The organism is Ciceribacter thiooxidans (genome assembly GCF_014126615.1).
Classification (GTDB): domain Bacteria; phylum Pseudomonadota; class Alphaproteobacteria; order Rhizobiales; family Rhizobiaceae; genus Allorhizobium; species Allorhizobium thiooxidans.
Genome location: NZ_CP059896.1, coordinates 1,029,227 through 1,047,626 on the forward strand (window position 1 = coordinate 1,029,227; position 18,400 = coordinate 1,047,626).

18 protein-coding genes, 1 tRNA gene and 1 pseudogene are annotated in these 18,400 nt (G+C 64.8%); 13 read left to right on the plus strand and 7 right to left on the minus strand.

What is annotated here, in order from left to right; all coding sequences use genetic code 11:
• Positions 1 to 28 precede the first annotated feature (28 nt).
• Both H4I97_RS04840 and ypfJ read left to right on the plus strand, forming a co-directional pair.
• Positions 29 to 1,513 (plus strand): amidase, encoded by a 1,485-nt coding sequence (locus H4I97_RS04840; protein WP_182306796.1) that lies wholly within the window; start codon positions 29 to 31, stop codon positions 1,511 to 1,513.
• 104 nt (positions 1,514 to 1,617) lie between these two features.
• The gene (gene ypfJ / locus H4I97_RS04845; RefSeq protein ID WP_182306797.1) at positions 1,618 to 2,532 is read left to right on the plus strand and encodes a KPN_02809 family neutral zinc metallopeptidase; all 915 of its coding nucleotides are present in this window, start codon (positions 1,618 to 1,620) and stop codon (positions 2,530 to 2,532) included.
• Positions 2,533 to 2,568: 36 nt separating this feature from the next.
• Here the strand turns inward: ypfJ and H4I97_RS04850 are convergent.
• Positions 2,569 to 3,053 (minus strand): annotated as a pseudogene (locus H4I97_RS04850) (SRPBCC domain-containing protein).
• Between the two features lie 50 nt (positions 3,054 to 3,103).
• On the opposite strand from H4I97_RS04850, the gene H4I97_RS04855 reads away from it, so the two are divergent.
• Together H4I97_RS04855 and H4I97_RS04860 are read left to right on the plus strand one after the other, a co-directional pair.
• Positions 3,104 to 3,427: an ArsR/SmtB family transcription factor gene (locus H4I97_RS04855; protein WP_182306798.1), complete on the plus strand. Its 324-nt coding sequence runs from the start codon at positions 3,104 to 3,106 to the stop codon at positions 3,425 to 3,427.
• A gap of 189 nt (positions 3,428 to 3,616) precedes the next feature.
• Positions 3,617 to 5,014: an MATE family efflux transporter gene (locus tag H4I97_RS04860; RefSeq protein ID WP_182306799.1), complete on the plus strand. Its 1,398-nt coding sequence runs from the start codon at positions 3,617 to 3,619 to the stop codon at positions 5,012 to 5,014.
• Between the two features lie 41 nt (positions 5,015 to 5,055).
• Here H4I97_RS04860 and carA read toward each other — a convergent pair whose 3' ends face one another.
• Positions 5,056 to 6,261 carry a glutamine-hydrolyzing carbamoyl-phosphate synthase small subunit gene (gene carA, locus H4I97_RS04865; RefSeq protein ID WP_182306800.1) on the minus strand — a complete coding sequence of 402 codons (1,206 nt, stop codon included), beginning with the start codon at positions 6,259 to 6,261 and terminating at the stop codon, positions 5,056 to 5,058.
• A gap of 330 nt (positions 6,262 to 6,591) precedes the next feature.
• Between carA and H4I97_RS04870 the strand changes: the two genes are divergently transcribed.
• A complete protein-coding gene (locus H4I97_RS04870; protein ID WP_182307544.1) occupies positions 6,592 to 7,041 on the plus strand; it encodes a GatB/YqeY domain-containing protein in 450 nt (149 codons plus the stop codon).
• 56 nt (positions 7,042 to 7,097) lie between these two features.
• On the opposite strand, the gene H4I97_RS04875 is transcribed toward H4I97_RS04870, so the two are convergent.
• Together H4I97_RS04875 and H4I97_RS04880 are read right to left on the minus strand one after the other, a co-directional pair.
• Positions 7,098 to 7,430, minus strand: coding sequence for a BrnA antitoxin family protein (locus tag H4I97_RS04875; protein WP_182306801.1), 333 nt, complete (start codon positions 7,428 to 7,430; stop codon positions 7,098 to 7,100).
• Complete coding sequence (locus H4I97_RS04880) at positions 7,396 to 7,686, minus strand: BrnT family toxin (RefSeq protein WP_182306802.1); 291 nt, start codon at positions 7,684 to 7,686, stop codon at positions 7,396 to 7,398. The genes H4I97_RS04875 and H4I97_RS04880 overlap by 35 nt, the downstream gene beginning before the upstream one ends.
• A gap of 222 nt (positions 7,687 to 7,908) precedes the next feature.
• Between H4I97_RS04880 and dnaG the strand changes: the two genes are divergently transcribed.
• From dnaG to H4I97_RS04895, 3 genes are all read left to right on the plus strand, one after another.
• A complete protein-coding gene (gene dnaG / locus H4I97_RS04885; RefSeq protein WP_182306803.1) occupies positions 7,909 to 9,912 on the plus strand; it encodes a DNA primase in 2,004 nt (667 codons plus the stop codon).
• A gap of 400 nt (positions 9,913 to 10,312) precedes the next feature.
• Entirely contained in the window at positions 10,313 to 12,355 is a 2,043-nt protein-coding gene (gene rpoD, locus H4I97_RS04890; protein ID WP_182306804.1) for an RNA polymerase sigma factor RpoD, read from the plus strand.
• Positions 12,356 to 12,468: 113 nt separating this feature from the next.
• Entirely contained in the window at positions 12,469 to 13,608 is a 1,140-nt protein-coding gene (locus H4I97_RS04895) for a DUF930 domain-containing protein (protein ID WP_244658717.1), read from the plus strand.
• Between the two features lie 8 nt (positions 13,609 to 13,616).
• Here H4I97_RS04895 and H4I97_RS04900 read toward each other — a convergent pair whose 3' ends face one another.
• Positions 13,617 to 14,222 (minus strand): LysE/ArgO family amino acid transporter, encoded by a 606-nt coding sequence (locus H4I97_RS04900; protein ID WP_182306805.1) that lies wholly within the window; start codon positions 14,220 to 14,222, stop codon positions 13,617 to 13,619.
• Between the two features lie 92 nt (positions 14,223 to 14,314).
• Here H4I97_RS04900 and H4I97_RS04905 point away from each other — a divergent pair, with 92 nt between their 5' ends.
• Complete coding sequence (locus H4I97_RS04905; protein ID WP_182306806.1) at positions 14,315 to 15,205, plus strand: LysR family transcriptional regulator ArgP; 891 nt, start codon at positions 14,315 to 14,317, stop codon at positions 15,203 to 15,205.
• Positions 15,206 to 15,282: 77 nt separating this feature from the next.
• The gene (locus tag H4I97_RS04910) at positions 15,283 to 15,660 is read left to right on the plus strand and encodes a nuclear transport factor 2 family protein (protein ID WP_182306807.1); all 378 of its coding nucleotides are present in this window, start codon (positions 15,283 to 15,285) and stop codon (positions 15,658 to 15,660) included.
• 6 nt (positions 15,661 to 15,666) lie between these two features.
• Here the strand turns inward: H4I97_RS04910 and H4I97_RS04915 are convergent, their stop codons facing one another.
• Positions 15,667 to 16,134, minus strand: a complete 468-nt coding sequence (locus tag H4I97_RS04915; protein ID WP_182306808.1) for a heme-degrading domain-containing protein — start codon at positions 16,132 to 16,134, stop codon at positions 15,667 to 15,669.
• A gap of 99 nt (positions 16,135 to 16,233) precedes the next feature.
• Between H4I97_RS04915 and H4I97_RS04920 the strand changes: the two genes are divergently transcribed.
• Positions 16,234 to 16,653, plus strand: a complete 420-nt coding sequence (locus H4I97_RS04920) for a secondary thiamine-phosphate synthase enzyme YjbQ (RefSeq protein ID WP_182306809.1) — start codon at positions 16,234 to 16,236, stop codon at positions 16,651 to 16,653.
• 134 nt (positions 16,654 to 16,787) lie between these two features.
• The gene (locus H4I97_RS04925; RefSeq protein WP_182306810.1) at positions 16,788 to 17,174 is read left to right on the plus strand and encodes a hypothetical protein; all 387 of its coding nucleotides are present in this window, start codon (positions 16,788 to 16,790) and stop codon (positions 17,172 to 17,174) included.
• A gap of 84 nt (positions 17,175 to 17,258) precedes the next feature.
• Here H4I97_RS04925 and H4I97_RS04930 read toward each other — a convergent pair whose 3' ends face one another.
• Entirely contained in the window at positions 17,259 to 17,999 is a 741-nt protein-coding gene (locus H4I97_RS04930) for an SIMPL domain-containing protein (RefSeq protein ID WP_182306811.1), read from the minus strand.
• A gap of 149 nt (positions 18,000 to 18,148) precedes the next feature.
• Here H4I97_RS04930 and H4I97_RS04935 point away from each other — a divergent pair.
• A tRNA-Ile gene (locus tag H4I97_RS04935) sits at positions 18,149 to 18,224 on the plus strand.
• Positions 18,225 to 18,400 lie beyond the last annotated feature (176 nt).

Here is an 18,400-nt window from a genome sequence, read left to right on the forward strand (position 1 = left end):
CTAGCCTGCGGGCACTTGGGGGGCTCACATGTTTGCAGACTATTTGAATTACGACGCGCTCGGACTGGCGGAGCTGGTCCGGCGCAAAGAGGTATCGGCGCTCGAACTCGTCGAGACGGCGATCGCCCGCGTCGAGCGGGACAATCCGAAGCTCAATGCCGTCGTCCGGCCGATGTTCGACACCGCGCGGCGCCAGGCGGCTGAGCCGGCGGGGGAGGGACCGTTTGCCGGGGTTCCGTTTCTCGTCAAGGACCTCCTGGCCCAGGTCGAAGGCGTGCCGACCTCGAACGGCAACAGGCTCTGGGCGCGCATTCCCGCGACGGGAGAGAACGAGCTCGTCAAGCGCTGGCGCAAGGCCGGGGTGATCTTTCTCGGCAAGACCAACACGCCGGAATTCGGGCTGACGCCTTATACCGAGCCGGAGGTCTTCGGCCCCTGCCGCAATCCGTGGGATACGAACCGCACGCCGGGCGGATCGAGCGGTGGTTCGGCGGCGGCGGTCGCGGCCGGCATGGTGCCGATGGCGTCGGGCGGCGACGGCGGCGGGTCTATCCGCATTCCCGCTTCCGCCTGCGGCCTTTTCGGCATGAAGCCGACGCGCGGGCGAACACCCGCCGGCCCCTTCATCGGCGAGGCCTGGTCGGGCTTTGCCGGCGAGCACGTGCTGACCCGTTCGGTGCGCGACTCGGCGGCCATGCTCGATGCCACCCATGGGCCGGATATCGGTACGCCGCATCCGCTCCCTGCCTATTCCGATTCCTGGCTTGAGGCGGTTGGCCGCCCGCCGGGAAGGCTGCGGATCGCGGTCTCGGATGCGCCGATGCTCGGACAGGCTGTCGCCCCGGAGGTGAAGGCCGCCTTCGCCGAGACGGTGCGGCTTCTGGAAGAGCTCGGGCACGAGGTGGTGGAGGCGGCACCCGCTGTCGACCGGACGGCGTTCTCCATGGCGTTCCTGACGGTACTCGCCGCCGAACTGCGTGCCGACATCGCGTTCACCGCCGAGACCGCCGGCGTGAAGATACGGCCGGAGGATTACGATCCGTCGTCCTTCGGGCTGGCGCTCCTCGGCCAGGCCTTCTCCGCCGCCGAGCTCGCCGCGGCGATGCGTTACCTGAAGCTTGCCGCCCGGTCGATTCTCGGCTTCTTCGAGAGCCACGACGTATTGATGACGCCGGTCCTTTCGAGCCTGCCGGTGAGGATCGGGGCGCTGCAGCCGAAGCCGATCGAAAAGATGCTCATCCGGGTGATGGGACACGTCCGCGGCGGATGGTTGCTGAAGAAACTCGGCATCGCCGAGCAGCTCGCCGCCGAGACCTTCGGGTTCATTCCCTGGACGCCGGTCTTCAACGTCACCGGACAGCCGGCGATGTCGGTGCCGCTCTGCTGGTCGCCGGAGGGCCTGCCGGTCGGAATGCATTTCGTCGGCCGCTTCGCCGACGAGGAAACGCTCTTCCGGCTGGCGGGCCAACTGGAACAGGCCCGGCCATGGAGGGACAAGCGCCCGAACCTCTGACAACCGTCGCAGACCACGCCGCTCCGATGGTCGGCGGGAACGCTTTCGGCTATAGACTGTTGTCTCGCCGTCAGAGGAAAGAAGCCGGAAGAAGAGGTGCCGACATGGAATGGAGAGGTCGACGTCAGTCGCGGAATATCGAGGATCGTCGTGGTACCTCCAGCGGCGGCGGCATGGGGCGCGATCCGTTCGGCCGTTCGGGCCTGCGCATCCCTGTCGGGCGGCGCGGCGGGGGCCTGAGCTTCTCGACCATCATCATCCTCATCGTCCTCTACTTCGTCCTGAAGATGATGGGCATCGACATGCTGCAGATGCTGGACGACGGTTCGACCGGCGGCTCCGGCTACCAGCAGACGACTGAGCGCGAACTCTCGCCGCAGGAAAAGGAGATCGGCAATTTCGTCGGAGTCGTACTCGCCGAGACCGAGGACACCTGGAACACGATCTTTTCGGCGTCCGGCGAGCGTTACGAAGAGCCGAGGCTGGTGCTCTTTTCCGGCGTGACGCGGTCAGCCTGCGGCACGGCATCGTCGGCGACGGGCCCGTTCTACTGTCCGGGCGACCGCAAGGTCTACCTCGACACGGACTTCTTCCAGCAGCTCGCCCGCCAGTTCGGCGCGTCCGGCGACTTCGCCCAGGCCTATGTCGTTGCCCACGAGGTCGGCCATCACGTGCAGAACCTGACGGGCATCCTGCCGAAGTTCAACCAGATGCGCCAGACGATGGGCGAGGGCGAAGCAAACCGCATGTCGGTGCGCGTCGAGCTGCAGGCCGATTGCTTTGCCGGCATCTGGGCCAAGCGCACCGACCAGAAGGGACTTCTCTCCGCCGGCGACATCGAGGAGGCGCTGAACGCCGCGCAGCAGATCGGCGACGATACGCTGCAGAAGCGCAGCCAGGGCTATGTCGTTCCCGACAGCTTCAACCACGGCACCTCGGCGCAGCGGATGAAGTGGTTCAAGCGCGGCTACGACGCCGGTAAGGTCGAGGCCTGCGACACCTTCAAGGGCGACGTCTGATCGCCGGCGCGGATGCCGCAGCCGGCGTCCGCCTGCCTATCTGAACATCCCTTCGCGCAGGTTGATGCGGTATTCGAGCCAGGCCTTCATGGCGCAGAGCATCTGCATCCAGCCCTGGCAATTGCCGTAGGAGGCGCGAAGCCCCCTTCCGTCGGGCGCCAGCCTTCCTCGGCGATGGTGACGAGCGTGCGGGCGTCGTCGAGCGATTCGAACTCCATCGTCACGGTGGTCTTGTATCCGGCCGGCGTCGTCGCTGCGTCGCCGTCGGCGGGCGCGCCTTCGTTCGCCTCCCAGCGCAGCACGATGCGCCGGTCCGGTACGACCTCCACCACCTCGACCGGGAAGGCGCCCGGAAAATCATGGAAATCCCAATAGACCGTCGCGCCGGTTTCGAGCCGCCCCTTGGCGCCGCCCGTGGTGAAATAGCGTGAGAGCGTGGCGGGATCGACGACGGCTTCGAAGACCTCGCCCACGGGTTTGGAGATATGCGCGGATACTCTGAACTTCAGCGGACCGTTCATGACCGTCTCCTCCTCTTGGCGGAGTTTTAATAATGTTATAAAAACATAACATGTCAAGTGCGAATCAGGAGGATCTGGTCTTCAAGGCGCTGGCCGCGCCGGTGCGGCGGGCGATGCTCGACCGGTTGAAGGCAGGGGCGCTGACCACCGGGGCACTTTGCGAGTCTTTTCCCGCACTTGACCGCTGTACCGTGATGCAGCACCTGAAGGTGCTGGAAGGGGCCGACCTCGTCATCGTCAAGAGGGAAGGGCGGGAGCGCCGCAACATCCTGAACCCGTTGCCGATCAAGGCGATCCATGACCGGTGGATCGGCGAGTATGCGGCGAATGCCGTGTCGCTGCTGGACCGTTTGAAACAGGACCTCGAAAACTGAATGCCTGCCGCCAGTCTCCAAAACCCCGACGCTTTTGCACGGCACCATAAGGCGAATTGATATGTCGACGAGTTTTGCTGAAGGAACGCCCTTTCGGGTTGCGCGTTCCGGACGGCTCGCGTAACGGTGACGCTGTCCGCCGCTTGCCAGATTTCCTGCAAGCGGCTTTTTTCGTCCAGGGTTCTGAACATGTCCACGCAAACCGCAGTTCGGCCGGTCGGCTCTTCCAACAGCTGGGGCGCGCATATCCGCGCAACGCTGGCGCTCGGGATCCCGCTGATCGGTGCGCAGCTCGCCCAGCTCGGCATCCACACGACCGACGTCGTCATCGTCGGGCAACTGGGTGCGCAGTCGCTGGCGGCAATGGTTCTTGCCGGCCAGTTCTTCTTCACCATCTTCATCTTCGGTTCGGGGCTGTCGATTGCGGTCGTGCCGATGGTGGCGCAGGCCTATGGCCGCGGTGACGTGGTCTCGGTCCGCCGTTCGCTGCGTATGGGCATGTGGGCGTCGATTGCCTATTCTGTTCTGACCATGCCGCTCTTCCTCAATGCCGAACGCATCCTGCTCGCGCTCGGCCAGAAGCCCGAAGTCGCGGCGCTGACAGCCGGCTATGTGATGATCGTCCAGTTGGGCCTGCTGCCGGCACTGCTCTTCGCCGTGCTGCGGGCGCTCGTCAGCGCCATCGGCCGAGCGGGGATCGTGCTCTACGTGACGCTCGGCGTTCTGCTGATGAACGGCGTGCTGGCCTATGGCCTCGTGCTCGGTCACTTCGGCCTTCCGGCGCTCGGCATGACGGGGGCTGCGATCGTCGCCGTCTGCGTGCAGTGGGCGAGCTTCCTCGCCATGGTCGTCTACATACAGACCCGCGAGCAGACCCGCAGGTACGAGCTCTTCGTCCGCTTCTGGCGGCCGGACTGGCACGCGCTCTGGGAAGTCGTCCACCTCGGCCTGCCGATCAGCGTGACCGTTCTCGCCGAGGTGAGCCTTTTCACCGCCGCCTCGCTGCTGATGGGGCGGATCGGCACGATCGAGCTCGCCGCGCACGGGATTGCCCTCCAGCTCGCTTCCATCGCCTTCATGATCCCGCTTGGCCTCTCGCAGGCGGCCACCGTCAGGATCGGTGTCGCCCATGGTCGCGGCGATTATGCCGAGCTCGTGCGCGCGGCGATCGCTGTCCTCGCCATCGCAAGTGTGATCGCGATCGCCGGCGGCATCCTGTTCTTCTCGTTGCCGCGGGTGCTCAGCAGCATCTTCATCGACACCCGCAAGCCCGAGGCGCCGGCCGTGCTCGATTTTGCCACGCACCTCGTCGTGGTCGCCGGCATCTTCCAGCTCGTCGACGGGCTGCAGGCGATCGCAAGCGGCCTGCTGCGCGGGCTGAAGGATGCGCGCGTGCCGATGGTCATGGCGCTCATCGCCTATTGGCCGATCGGCTTCTTCCTTGCCTGGCTGATGGCCTTCCCGCTCGGGCTCGGCGGGGTCGGCATCTGGCTCGGCTTCCTCGTCGGGCTCGGCAGTGCCTCGTTCCTGCTTTGCGCCCGCTTTTATCTCAGGGTGCGTTACGAAATGCGAACGGCCCGGCAGTGATTGCCGGGCCGTCGAAATGATCCGCTAATAAGAGAGTCCGATCAGCGCTCTGCGAGCGCCATCTCGCCCTTTCTCTCGCGCACCATGTTCATGAAGCGGCGGAAGAGATAGTGGCTGTCCTGCGGGCCGGGCGAGGCTTCCGGGTGATGCTGGACCGAAAAGACCGGCTTGCCGACGAGCCGCAGGCCGCAATTCGAGCCGTCGAAGAGCGAAACGTGAGTCTCCTCAACGCCTTCCGGCAGCGACTTCGAGTCGACCGCGAAACCGTGGTTCATCGAGACGATCTCGACCTTGCCGGTGGTGAAGTCCTTCACCGGATGGTTGGCGCCGTGGTGGCCCTGGTGCATCTTCTCGGTCGTGCCGCCGAGTGCCAGCGCCAGCATCTGGTGACCGAGGCAGATGCCGAAGACCGGCAGGCCGCTGTCGATGAGCTTGCGGATGACCGGCGCGGCATAGACGCCGGTCGCGGCCGGGTCTCCCGGGCCGTTCGAGAGGAAGACGCCGTCGGGATTGAGCGAAAGGATGTCTTCGGCGCTGGTCGTCGCCGGTACCACCGTCACCTTCGCGTCGAGCCCGGCGAAGAGGCGCAGGATGTTGCGCTTCACGCCGTAGTCGACACAGACGACGTGGTATTTCGCATCCTTTGCGCCGAGCGTGCCGAAGCCCTTGTTCCAGACCCAGGGGGTTTCCGTCCAGACCGAGGACTGGCCGGAGGTCGCGACCTTGGCGAGGTCGAGACCTTCGAGGCCGCTCCAGGCTTTCGCTTCCGCCTTCAGCGTCTCGATATCGAAGACGCCGGCAGGGTCATGGGCGATCACCGCGTTCGGGGCGCCGTTCTCGCGGATCCAGGCCGTCAGCGCGCGGGTGTCGACGCCGCAGAGGCCGATGATGCCGCGGGCCTTCAGCCAGGCGTCGAGGTGCTGGGCGGCGCGGTAGTTCGAGGGATCGGTGATGTCGGCCTTGAAGATCACGCCGACGGCGCCGTGACGGGCGGCAGGCGTCAGGTCTTCGATGTCTTCCGCATTGGTGCCGACATTGCCGACATGCGGGAAGGTGAAGGTGACGATCTGGCCGAGATAGGACGGATCTGTGAGGATCTCCTCGTAACCGGTTAGCGCAGTGTTGAAGCAGACCTCCGCCTGCACCTTACCCGTCGCGCCGATCCCACGGCCTTCGATCACGGTCCCGTCGGCGAGAACGAGAAGGGCGGTTGGCTTGCGGGTGGTCCAGAGGGCTGTCGCGGTCATATTCCGTTCCTTGGTTTAGCCGTCTGCCCCCGGTTCCCTTGAAGAACCGGCTGACAGTGGCCATCTTCTGTCGCAGATCGAGGCTGCGCGGCAATGCGCGCTTGAAGCCCTGATTACATTTTCGTGCAGGTGCCGGAAAATAGACGGATCGCTCCGCCAGGTCAATTCTTCACTGTGGAAACCGTGGAATTAACGTCCATCGGATTCAACGGCTTGTCTAATTGATTTGCCTGGGCGGGCGGCACTGGCTATTACTGCGGGTCAATTGACAAGGAAAAGCCACAATCGACCCTGCCGGCCCAACGGCTTTTTCGCGGAGAAAAGAACATGATGCGAGACGTGCTCGCCAATTCCCTCAAGGATGCCCTGAAGGCCAAGGATACGTGCCGGACGTCGACGTTGCGACTGATCCAGGCTGCGATCAAGGACCGGGACATCGCCAATCGCGGACTGGGCAAGGACCCGGTCAGCGACGACGAAATCATGCAGATCCTCGTCAAGATGATCAAGCAGCGGGACGAATCCGCCCGCATCTACGAAGAGAACGGACGTCCGGAACTCGCCGCCCAGGAGCGCGAGGAAATCGGCGTCATCAAGAGCTTCATGCCCGAGCAGTTGCCCGAGGAAAAGGTGCGCGAGCTCTGCGCCTCCGTCATCACGGAGACCGGCGCGCAGGGCCTGCGCGACATGGGCAAGTGCATGAATGCTCTCAAGGAGCGTTATCCCGGCAAGATGGACTTCGCCAAGGCCTCCGGCGTCGTCAAGGACCTGCTGAAGTAAACAGCGCCATTTTGAAACGGACTGCTGCAACTCCGCCTTCGGGCGGAGTTTTGCGTTCAGCGCTTCGAGCGTTTCTGCTCGGTCACGAAATGGCGCAGGACCGCGTTGATGCGCGTCTGGTAGCCTTTTCCGGTCGCCTTGAAGAAATCGACGATATCCTCGTCGAGCCGGATCGAGATCGCCGTCTTCTGTTGCGGGGTGACGGCTACCGCCTTCGACCAGTCGATGTCGATCAGGTCCTGCCAGTCGGGGTCGTCACGCATCGCCGCGACGATGTCCTCGTCGGTCATCGCGTCGACGCGTTTCCAGTCGGTGCGGCTCTTTTCGCCCCTTGCCCGCTTGCGCAGTATGTCGTCACGGGTAACGCGCGTAATATTCTCGTTGCTCATTTGGTCGTGCGACGCGAGCTGAAATTATCCGGCAGATATCGCCCCTCATCGTGTAGACCACGGCGATCAGGCGCAAGTCATCCGGGCAAATTGCAACCGTGCGTCTCTCTCCACTTCTATCGGAAGGATACTCGACGCGCGGCAAGGCCAAAGCCAATACCGCGTCTTCGAAATCAATCCCGTGTTTCTCTATATTCCTCAGCCGTTTGCCTTCGTCCCATTCGAAGCGGGAGAAGTCTGGTTGAGAGACATCCATAAGGTACCGCTTCCTTCAGGACGAAAGAGGTTGGATTCAAGTTTCGTCCGTTCGGCCCACGAGCTTTCTGGTCGTCGAGGTGTCGACAAAGACCAAGTCGACAAAATTGTATATACAAACGTAAGTACAGTCAACGGCTGTGAATAACGGGTATGGATCGTCGGCGCGATGGTATTTGCCGTGCGGGGGGCCTATATGGATGGATCGACCCCGAGGACATTCATGCGCTTTTCCCAACCCTTTCTCGACGAGATCCGCGACCGCGTTCCGATTTCGGCGGTGATCGGCCGGCGTGTGTCCTGGGACCGCAAAAAGACCAATGTCTCACGCGGCGACTACTGGGCCTGCTGCCCCTTCCACGGGGAGAAGTCGCCGAGCTTCCACTGTGAGGACCGCAAGGGGCGCTATCACTGCTTCGGCTGCGGCGTTACCGGCGACCATTTCCGCTTCCTCACCGATCTCGAAGGCCTGAGTTTTCCGGAGGCGGTCCAGCAGATCGCCGACATGGCGGGCGTACCGATGCCGGCGCCCGATCCGCAGGCCGAGCGGCGCGAGAAGGAGCGCACGACGCTCCTCGACGTCATGGAGATGGCGACCGTCTTCTTCCAGGAGCAGTTGCAGACGGCGAACGGCGCAAGGGCGCGGGCCTATCTGCGCGAGCGCGGCCTTTCCGGGCGAACGATCGAGACCTTTCGCCTCGGCTATGCGCCGGAGAGCCGCAACGCGCTCAAGGAACATCTCGCCGGCAAGGGCGTGCCGAAAGAGCAGATCGAAGCCTGCGGGCTGGTACGCCACGGCGACGACATTCCCGTCTCCTACGATTATTTCCGCGACCGCATCATGTTTCCGATCCTGTCGTCGCGCGACAAGGTCATCGCCTTCGGCGGCCGCGCGATGGCGCCGGATGCGCTGGCGAAATACATGAACTCGCCGGAGACGGAACTCTTCCACAAGGGCAACGTGCTCTACAACTTTTCCCGCGCGAGACGGTCGATCCAGGGGGCGGGTGGCGCCGACACCATCATCGCGGTGGAAGGCTACATGGACGTCATCGCGCTCGCCCAGGCGGGTGTGGCGAATGCCGTCGCGCCGCTCGGCACGGCGCTCACCGAAAACCAGCTCGACCTCATGTGGAAGATGACGCCGGTTCCGGTGCTCTGCTTCGACGGTGACGGTGCGGGCCAGCGCGCCGCCTTCCGCGCCGTCGATCTCGCGCTTCCGCATCTGAAACCCGGTCGCTCCGTCCGCTTCGCGCTGCTTCCGGACGGCAAGGACCCGGACGATCTCGTGAAGCACGAGGGCCGGGCGCCCTTCGACAAGGTGCTCACCGAGGCGCGCCCTCTCGCCGACATGGTGTGGCGGCGCGAGGCCGGGGGCGGCGGCTTCGACACGCCGGAAAAGCGCGCCGAACTCGAGGCGCGACTGAAGCAGGTGGTGTCCGTCATCGCCGACGAGAGCGTCCGGCGTCACTACCAGCAGGACGTTCGCGACCGCCTCAACACCTTCTTCCAATCGAGCGCGCCGGCCGGACGCGGCGACCGCCGCGGCGGTTTCGAGCGCGGGCAGCGGCAGGGACAGGGACAGGGACAAGGCAGGGGCGGGGCTCCGGGTCAGGGCTATGGCCAGCGTGGCGCGGCGGTTTCCGACCGGCTGGCGCGCTCGGGCATGGTCAAGGGGCGCTCCGACCAGCCGACGCTTCGTGAGAGCGTGCTGGCGCTCACCGTCGTCAACCATCCACAGATACTGCAGGACGATTACGACGAGGTCGCCCATATCGAATACGAGAACCGCGACCTGCAGCGCCTCTGGTCGGCGCTCCTGACCGCGGCGGCGGGGGCCGGCGCGCATCTCGATCGCGACCATCTCGTCACAAGGCTCGACGAGCAGGGTTTTTCCGAGCTCATCCGCAGCCTCGACCAGCAGATCCGGAATGCGCGGCTCTGGACGGCGACCGAGATCGCCGCCGGCGAGGATGCGCGCGAGGGCTATCACCAGGCACTGTCGCTGCACAAGCGCGCGCGGGCGTTGAAGAAGCAGAGGCTCGAACTCGAGCGCGAGATCGCCGACGCGACGGAGGCCGAGGATGCCGACCGCATCGACCAGCTGATCGGCGCGCTGCATCAGGTGCAGCTCGAGATCACCCGCATGGAAAACCAGGAGGCGATTGTCGACGGTTTCGGCGTGATGTCGGGGCGCGTGAAAGGTGCGGCGACGGGGCACCACTGACCATTGCCGCAAACATCGGCGGGTGCGGCTTTCCCCCTTGTCTTCCGCGGTTTCGATCCTACATCTGCGGTAACAAACGAGGACGATGGCTCGTAGCCGTGGTTTTTCTCCAATTTTCCTGGGTATTGATGCCTGGAGAGCTTGACGCCGGGAAAATTTGTGGGAATCACCAGAACAGGCATTTGTAGGTGAATTGGATCAGGGCGGATCTATATTACCATGTGCGGTCATTCGAAAGCGCAAGTGTGCGGCGTGGCCGTTGGTACTCCCGTAGTTAATCGGGGATTAAAGATCACTCCGTTAGGTCAGTGACTGTGATTCGCGGCGGACAGGGCACCGTTCGAGCCCGTCCGCGTGGCGTCACGTGATAATGACAGCGTCAGGGAAAGCGACGAGATAAATGGCAACCAAAGTCAAAGAAAACGAAGAAGCCGACAGCGAACGCGACGTTTCGACGGACGGTCCGCTTCTCGACCTTTCCGACGACGCGGTCAAGAAAATGATCAAGGCGGCGAAGAAGCGCGGCTACGTCACCATGGACGAGCTGAACTCGGTGCTGCCCTCGGAAGAAGTCACCTCGGAACAGATCGAAGACACCATGTCCATGCTTTCGGACATGGGCATCAACGTCATCGAGGACGAGGAGGCCGAAGAGGCCGCTTCCGACGACGATGACGGCGACGAAGCCGAGGAAGGTGGCGAACTGGCGCCGGCCGCCGGCACAGCGCTCGCGACAGCCAAGAAGAAAGAGCCGACCGACCGCACGGACGATCCGGTGCGCATGTACCTGCGCGAAATGGGCTCGGTCGAGCTTCTCTCGCGCGAGGGTGAAATCGCCATCGCCAAGCGCATCGAGGCTGGCCGCGAGACGATGATCGCGGGCCTCTGCGAAAGCCCGCTGACCTTCCAGGCGCTCATCATCTGGCGCGACGAGCTCAACGAAGGCACGACGCTGCTGCGCGAGATCATCGATCTCGAAACCACCTATTCCGGTCCCGAGGCCAAGGCTGCCCCGCAGTTCCAGAGCCCGGAAAAGATCGAAGCCGACCGCAAGGCGGCGGAAGAGAAGGAAAAAGCCAGGCGCAGCCGCTCGTCGAGCGAAGACGACATCACCAATGTCGGCGGCGAAGGCCTGCCGCCGGAGGAAGAGGAAGAAGACGAGGACGAGAGCAACCTGTCGCTGGCGGCGATGGAAGCCGAGCTGCGTCCGCAGGTCATGGAAACCCTCGACCTCATCGCCGACACCTACAAGAAGCTCCGGAAGCTGCAGGACCAGCAGGTGGAAGCCCGCCTTGCCTGCGCCGGCACGCTGTCTTCCGGCCAGGAGCGCCGCTACAAGGAACTCAAGGACCAGCTGATCACGGCGGTGAAGTCGCTGTCGCTCAACCAGAACCGCATCGACGCGCTGGTCGAGCAGCTCTACGACATCAACAAGCGCCTCGTGCAGAACGAAGGCCGGCTGCTGCGCCTTGCCGAATCCTACGGCGTCAAGCGCGAGGCCTTCCTCGAACAGTATCAGGGCGCGGAGCTCGATCCGAACTGGATGAAGTCGATCGGCAATCTGGCGGCACGCGGCTGGAAGGAATTCGCCCGCGAGGAAAACCAGACGATCCGCGACATCCGCTCGGAGATCCAGAACCTCGCCCAGGAAACCGGTATCTCGATTTCGGAATTCCGCCGCATCGTGCACATGGTGCAGAAGGGCGAGCGTGAAGCGCGCATCGCCAAGAAGGAGATGGTGGAAGCCAACCTCCGTCTCGTCATCTCGATCGCCAAGAAGTACACGAACCGCGGCTTGCAGTTCCTCGACCTCATTCAGGAAGGCAATATCGGCCTGATGAAGGCGGTCGACAAGTTCGAGTACCGCCGCGGCTACAAGTTCTCGACCTATGCCACCTGGTGGATCAGGCAGGCGATCACCCGTTCGATCGCCGATCAGGCCCGCACGATCCGCATTCCGGTGCACATGATCGAGACGATCAACAAGATCGTCCGCACCTCGCGCCAGATGCTGCATGAGATCGGCCGCGAGCCGACGCCGGAGGAACTGGCCGAAAAGCTCGCGATGCCGCTCGAGAAGGTGCGCAAGGTCCTGAAGATCGCCAAGGAGCCGATCTCGCTCGAAACCCCGGTGGGTGACGAAGAAGATTCGCATCTCGGTGACTTCATCGAGGACAAGAACGCGCTGCTGCCGATCGACGCCGCGATCCAGGCGAACCTGCGCGAGACGACGACCCGCGTCCTCGCCTCGCTGACGCCGCGCGAAGAACGCGTTCTGCGCATGCGCTTCGGCATCGGCATGAACACCGACCACACGCTCGAAGAAGTCGGCCAGCAGTTCTCGGTCACCCGCGAACGTATCCGCCAGATCGAAGCCAAGGCGCTCCGCAAGCTGAAGCATCCGAGCCGGAGCCGCAAGCTCAGAAGCTTCCTGGACAGCTGACCGTATCCGGAAGGCGATTATTTGAAACCCGGTTTGCGAGAGCAAGCCGGGTTTTCGCTTTGTGTACGCTTCGCGCGATCGTCCTATTCCCTTCCGGGGCATGAACGGCACCGTTGTTCGTCGGCGTACGTGGTGATTTCTCTCTCATCGGTGACGATTGCGGACTTTATCCCGTCTCCTTTCCGACTTACATGCTCTGCATGAACGACGAGACGGTAAGGCCGCGCAGCAGCTTTCTTCGATGGGGCATTCCGGCCTCCGTCGTCCTGCATCTCGTCTTTGCCGCCGTCCTCTTCTTCGAACTGCCCTTCGAGATGCCCGCGCCGCAGAAGGAGGAGAGCGTCAGCGTCGAGATCGTGCCGCCGCCGGAAGAGAAAAAGCCGGAGCCGCCGCCTCCTCCGAAGGAAGAGAAGAAGGAAGAGCCTCCACCGCCTCCGAAAGAGGAGAAGAAGGAAGAACCGCCGCCGCCGAAGCAGGAGGAGAAAAAGGCGGAGCCGCCTCCTGCCGCCGCCGAGGGGCAGCCGCCGGGCAGGCGCGTACCGATCCCGACGCTGCGCCCGGTCTTTGCCTTCGGCGAGAAGGACAGCGGCCCGCGTGAAGCGCGCGACGGCAATGCCGCCGAGGAACCGGCGGCGAAGCCTCCCGAGGAGACGCCGAAGACCGAGCCCAAGCCTCCCACCGAAACGGCGGAAAAGGACAAGCCTGCGGCCGGGACGAAGCCGCAGCCGAAGATTAATCTACCGAAGGCCGACATGGCGGACGAGACGGCGAAGCCCGGCGCCGGTGACCTTGCCGCCGAAACGATCGCCGCGCTCGAGGAAGCCGCGCCAAAGAGCGCGCCGAACACCGAACCGAAGCCGGATGCACCCGCCAAAACGGACGTGCCGAACGACCTTCCGGAGGTGACGAAGCTCTTTTCCACCGCGATCACCGACAACCCCGTTGCGAAGACGGCGATGGGCGACATGCCGCGGGACGAGCGCGCCGCCGAGCTCTGCGTGACCGAGTTGCGCGAGCAGCTCCGCCGCGCCTCGCCGCCTTACCGGCCGGAACTCCTGCCGTCGTTCGGGCTGAAGAAGGGGACAGTGCTCGACGTCCGTAACGCCGCCTTCCGGGCGAGCGCCCGCTGGTACGAGCTGCAGTTCCGCTGCGAGCTCGACGCCGACGCGATGACCGTGCGCTCCTTCGCCTTCGCGGTCGGCAAGGAAATCCCCCGCAGCCAATGGAAAAGCCGGGGCTTTCCGGTCTTCTGAGTCCCTTGTTACCCGAGAAGTGCGAGGCGGCCGGCGATCGTCCACATGACGAGCGCGATCACCCCGTCCAGCAGGCGCCATGCGGACGGTCGCGCGAAGAGCGGGCGTAAGAGGCGCGCGCCGTATCCGAGCGAGAAGAAGAACAGGAAGGAGCCGGCCGCCGCACCGAGCCCGAAGGCGGTTTCGCGGCCCGGATACTGCGTCGAGATCGAACCGAGCAACACCACCGTGTCGAGGTAGACGTGCGGATTGAGCCAGGTGAGCGCAAGGCAGGTCGCGAGCGCCGCGGCAAGGCTCTGCGCCTCGGTGGCGGAGGGGTCGAGGGCGGCGTTGCCGGCGATTGCTGCCCGCAGGCTTTTCAGGCCATAGAAGCCGAGAAAGGCGACGCCGCCGAAGCGCAGCGCCGATTCGAGCCAGGGCAGGGCGCCGGCCGTGGCGCGGAAGCCGGAGACGCCGGCCGCGATCAGTAGGGCGTCGGAGGCGGCACAGGTCAGGCAGATTGCGAAGACGTGCTCCCGCCTCAGCCCCTGACGGAGCACGAAGGCGTTCTGCGCGCCGATCGCGACGATCAGGCTGAGGCCGAGGAAGAAACCGGAAATCGCTGCTGTCGTCATCGGACCTCTCTGTCAGAAATGGTCTTTGACTACGCCTCGGCGAACGATTAGAGAAATTAAATATTCGGCGATTGGATAAGGAAAATTCATCAATGATGGACTATGCGTTGCTGGACGCGCTTGCAACCGTTCTGCGCGCCGGGAGTTTCGAGAAGGCCGCGCGCCTTCTCGGCCTGACGCCTTCGGCGGTGTCGCAGCGGATAAAACTCCTCGAGGAACGTCTCGGTGTCGTGCTCGTCGTCCGCGGCCAGCCCTGTACGGCGACGCCCGCCGGCCAGAAACTCTTCCGCCACGCTGAAGAGGTGGCGCTGCTCGAAAACAGCCTGCGCGAAGAGATGGGCATCGCCGGTATCGCCGCCGAACGTCCGAGCATCCGCATCGCCGTCAACGCCGACAGCCTGGCGACCTGGTTCGTGCCGGCCATGGCGGCAGTCGACGACTGCCTGTTCGATCTCGTGCTCGACGACCAGGACCACAGTGCCGAGTGGCTGCGCCGTGGCGAGGTGCGCGCGGCCGTCACCGGCGACAGCGGTGCGGTCCAGGGCTGCGACAGCCGTCCGCTCGGGGCGCTGCGCTATCTCGCGACGGCAAGCCCCGCCTTCGTCCGGCGCTGGTTCCCCGACGGCGTGACGCCTGAAGCACTCGCAGCTGCACCCTGCCTTACGTTCAACGCCAAGGACATGCTGCAGGCGCGCTGGATCGGAAAGGTTTTCGGAGAGTCGGTCGCCACGCCGACCCACTGGCTGCCCTCGTCCGAGGCCTTCGTCGACGCGACGCGCGCCGGCATCGGCTGGGGCATGAATCCGGAGATGCTGGTGCGCGACCTGATCGCCGAAGGCAGGCTGGTGCCGCTCGTCGCGGATGCACCTTATGACGTGCCGCTCTATTGGCACTGGAGCCGCTCGGTGCAGCCGGCGATCCGCGGCATCACCGCGGCGGTGGTGCAGGCGGCCGCGGCCGTCCTGCTGCCGGCGGAGACTTGAGCGCCGCCACCCCTTGCCGCGGTGACGATCGCGCGCTAACTCCTCGGAACGGGTAGAGGAAGCGGGGGAGAAGAAAGATGCGCCTCAAGAGCCAGATCGATGCCAGCCTCGCGGCGCTCAACCGCCGCGATTTCGACGCCCTGATGGGGCTGATCGACGACGATGCGGCACTCGACATGCCGGACGGCAGCCGGGTGATCGGGGCCGATTCGATCCGCAACACGCTCGCAGCCTTCGTCCTCGGCCGCGACATCCGTCTTTCCGACATCGTGGTGATGACCGGCGAGGCGGATCTCCGTGGCGCTGCCGAGGTTACGCTTTCGGCCGTCGTCAAGGCAGAGCCCGGCGAGGACGAACCGGAGAAGGGACGGGTTTCGTTCCCGGCGATCTTCGTCTTCGAACGGGACGACGGGCCGTTCCAGAGAATCAGCCTGTTCTCGGCGACGCCGCTCTGAGGCGACTTACGACAGATAGTCTTCAAGGACGTTGACGATCATCGCGTGGTCTTCCGCCGAGGCGAGGCCGGAGACGGTGATCGCAGCGACGACTCCGGTGCCGGTGACGCGGACCGGAAAGCTGCCGCCGTGGCAGGCGTAGTCGAGCGGATCGAAGCCGTGGTCGGGACCGAGCGCGCGGCCCTTGAGGCGGTAGCTTTCGCCGACGCGCATCGATGACTTGTGCATCCTGAGCGTCACGTTGCTCTTGCGCCGCGCCCAGTGGTCGTTGTCGGGCGACGAGCCGGGGAGCGCAGCATGGAAGAGGGTGCGGTCCGGCGTGCGGATGTCGATCACCACCGGGGCTTCGTCCTGCCGCGCGGCCCGGACCAGCCGCTCGCCGACCTCGTAGGCCACCGTCTCGTCGAAGGCCGAGAAGACGAGCGCTTTCTCCTGCGCCTCGAGTGTGTCGATCAGGCTGGTGTCCGTGCTCATGGCGTGCTCCTCTACTGGGCTTGACGGCTGCCGCGGACCTTGCGGCGACGGGGCCTCGAATGTCAAATGCGTCCGTGCCGGCCGAAGAGGGAGGCGAACATGCCGCAGACCATTCTCACCATCGCGACCTCGGGGCAGGGGCTCTACGAGTTCACCGAAGAGGCGCGCCGTTTCGTTTCCGGCCACGGCGGCGAGGGCCTGCTGACGCTCTTCGTCCGCCACACCTCCTGCTCGCTGCTGATCCAGGAAAACGCCGACCCTTCCGTGCAGGACGACCTCACCCGCTTCCTGCGCCGGCTGGTGCCGCCGGCCGACGATCCCTCGATGCGCTGGGTGACCCACGACAGCGAAGGGCCGGACGACATGCCGGCGCATATCAAGGCGGCGCTGACGCCGGTCTCGCTCTCGGTGCCGGTGAACGACGGCCGGCTGCTCCTCGGCACCTGGCAGGGCATCTATCTCTTCGAGCACCGCGACCGGCCGCACCGGCGTTCGGTCGTTCTGCACCTTTCCCCCTGATTTCCGCTGTCCCACCGATGAACGGCACGTGAACGGCGGGTTCTGACGGCGTTCAGCCAGGCGCGGCTATCGTCTTCCCAATCGACAGGCAAACGGAACCCGAGGGTTCCGCGCCACTGACCAAGGAGGAAGACATGCGCAACATTCTCGCAAAGGCAGGCGTCGCGGCCCTCATCGCCCTCGGCGCGGTTTCTGCGACGGCCGGTTCCGCCGCAGCAGGCGCGGATTTCGGCGTCGGCATCTATATCGGCGAACCCGGCTACTATCCCGGCGAGCGTTACGGCTGGCGCGATTCCCGTGACCGCTACGAGCGCCATCATCGCCACGACCGTTACGAGCGGCGCCAGTACCGGCCCTGCAATCCCCGCCGCGCGGTGGAAAAGGCCCGCTGGAACGGCCTTCGTCATGCCCATGTCCGGCGGGTGACGCAGCGCAGTGTGGTCGTCTCCGGCTATCGCTACGGCGAACGCGACCGGATGGTCTTCGCCAACGTGCGTGGCTGCCCGATCACCCGCTACTGATCGCGCGCCCGCACCGCTGGGGGCGCCGGCCGCTCCTGCCCCGGGTCAGGTCCGGGCAGGGGCGGCCGTTCGCATTTTTTCGGTCTACTGCTTGATCGCGTAGGTGATGTTGACGGTCACGCTGTAGCTGTTCTCGCCGGCCTCTATCGGCGCCGGTGCCCCGGCGATCATGTCCTTCTCCATGGCGGCGCGGAACATCGGTTGCGGCATCGGCCGGGCGAAGTTCTCGCTGATCTCCACCACACGGCCGAGCGTCACACCGGCGGCTTCGGCGAGCGTCTTCGCCTTGGCGATCGCCTCGGCGGCGGCGGCCTTGCGGGCCTCGCTGATCGCGGCATCCGGCTTGTCGTTGGTGAAGACGATGCTGCCGCCCTGGTTGACGCCGAGCCGCACCGACTGGTCGATGATCGCGCCGAGCTTGCCGAGATCGCGGACCCGCACCGTCAGCCCGTTGGTTACCGCATAGCCGATGATCTCCGGTTCGCGGATCTGCTCATCGTCGTTGCGGTCGCGGTAGCGCGGCGTCACGGAGAAATCCCTGGTCTGCAGGTCGCGGGCCTCGATGCCGCCCGCCTTCAGCTCGGCGATGACCTTGCCCATCGCCTCGGTGTTGGCGGCGAGCGCCTCGGCTGCGGTCGGCGCCTCGCGCAGGACGCTCAAGGAAAGGACCGCGAGATCGGGCGCCAGTTTCGCCTCGCCTTCGCCGGAAACGATGATGGTGGCTTCGCGCAGCTTTTCCTCATCGGCGAAAGCGGCGACGGGGGAAAGCGTGGTGGCGCAGGCGAGCGCCGCGAAGGCGAGGGAAGGCAGGATACGGCTCGTCATCGTCTAGTCCTCTGGTTGATCGGTCCCTTCGCATAGCGTGATGGCGGGTGATTGTGTAGCCATTGCGGCAATGGCTTGTCGCCTCCACCGAATTGCGTTAGAGCGGACCTAGCCGGCGGGGACCATTGCCGCCGGCGGCGCCTGGCGCCGGGCCTGTAGCTCAATGGTCAGAGCCGGCGGCTCATAACCGCTTGGTTGGGGGTTCGAGTCCCTCCGGGCCCACCATTTTTCTTTCTTTGCCGTCGTCATCTTCTTTTTGGCAGACACTTTCCGCCGCCATCGCAACGGCTCACCGCAATCCGTGTCTTTTTCAGATTGTCAAAAACCGCTCAGGCTTCGCCGCCGGTCGGGATCGCTCCCTCCGGGTCGGTCACCTCAGTCTCGGACGCGGCGCCGCGAGG

Excerpts from the sequence above, each read along its gene's own strand:
- H4I97_RS04910 (WP_182306807.1), top strand. The coding sequence starts at position 15,283 with ATGCGCCTCAAGAGCCAGATCGATGCCAGCCTCGCGGCGCTCAACCGC.
- dnaG (WP_182306803.1), top strand. The coding sequence starts at position 7,909 with ATGCGCTTTTCCCAACCCTTTCTCGACGAGATCCGCGACCGCGTTCCG.
- rpoD (WP_182306804.1), top strand. The coding sequence starts at position 10,313 with ATGGCAACCAAAGTCAAAGAAAACGAAGAAGCCGACAGCGAACGCGAC.
- H4I97_RS04870 (WP_182307544.1), top strand. The coding sequence starts at position 6,592 with ATGCGAGACGTGCTCGCCAATTCCCTCAAGGATGCCCTGAAGGCCAAG.
- H4I97_RS04860 (WP_182306799.1), top strand. The coding sequence starts at position 3,617 with ATGTCCACGCAAACCGCAGTTCGGCCGGTCGGCTCTTCCAACAGCTGG.
- H4I97_RS04840 (WP_182306796.1), top strand. The coding sequence starts at position 29 with ATGTTTGCAGACTATTTGAATTACGACGCGCTCGGACTGGCGGAGCTG.
- H4I97_RS04855 (WP_182306798.1), top strand. The coding sequence starts at position 3,104 with ATGTCAAGTGCGAATCAGGAGGATCTGGTCTTCAAGGCGCTGGCCGCG.
- H4I97_RS04905 (WP_182306806.1), top strand. The coding sequence starts at position 14,315 with ATGATGGACTATGCGTTGCTGGACGCGCTTGCAACCGTTCTGCGCGCC.
- H4I97_RS04930 (WP_182306811.1), bottom strand. The coding sequence starts at position 17,999 with ATGACGAGCCGTATCCTGCCTTCCCTCGCCTTCGCGGCGCTCGCCTGC.
- H4I97_RS04920 (WP_182306809.1), top strand. The coding sequence starts at position 16,234 with ATGCCGCAGACCATTCTCACCATCGCGACCTCGGGGCAGGGGCTCTAC.
- H4I97_RS04875 (WP_182306801.1), bottom strand. The coding sequence starts at position 7,430 with ATGAGCAACGAGAATATTACGCGCGTTACCCGTGACGACATACTGCGC.
- carA (WP_182306800.1), bottom strand. The coding sequence starts at position 6,261 with ATGACCGCGACAGCCCTCTGGACCACCCGCAAGCCAACCGCCCTTCTC.
- H4I97_RS04900 (WP_182306805.1), bottom strand. The coding sequence starts at position 14,222 with ATGACGACAGCAGCGATTTCCGGTTTCTTCCTCGGCCTCAGCCTGATC.
- H4I97_RS04915 (WP_182306808.1), bottom strand. The coding sequence starts at position 16,134 with ATGAGCACGGACACCAGCCTGATCGACACACTCGAGGCGCAGGAGAAA.
- H4I97_RS04925 (WP_182306810.1), top strand. The coding sequence starts at position 16,788 with ATGCGCAACATTCTCGCAAAGGCAGGCGTCGCGGCCCTCATCGCCCTC.
- ypfJ (WP_182306797.1), top strand. The coding sequence starts at position 1,618 with ATGGAATGGAGAGGTCGACGTCAGTCGCGGAATATCGAGGATCGTCGT.
- H4I97_RS04880 (WP_182306802.1), bottom strand. The coding sequence starts at position 7,686 with ATGGATGTCTCTCAACCAGACTTCTCCCGCTTCGAATGGGACGAAGGC.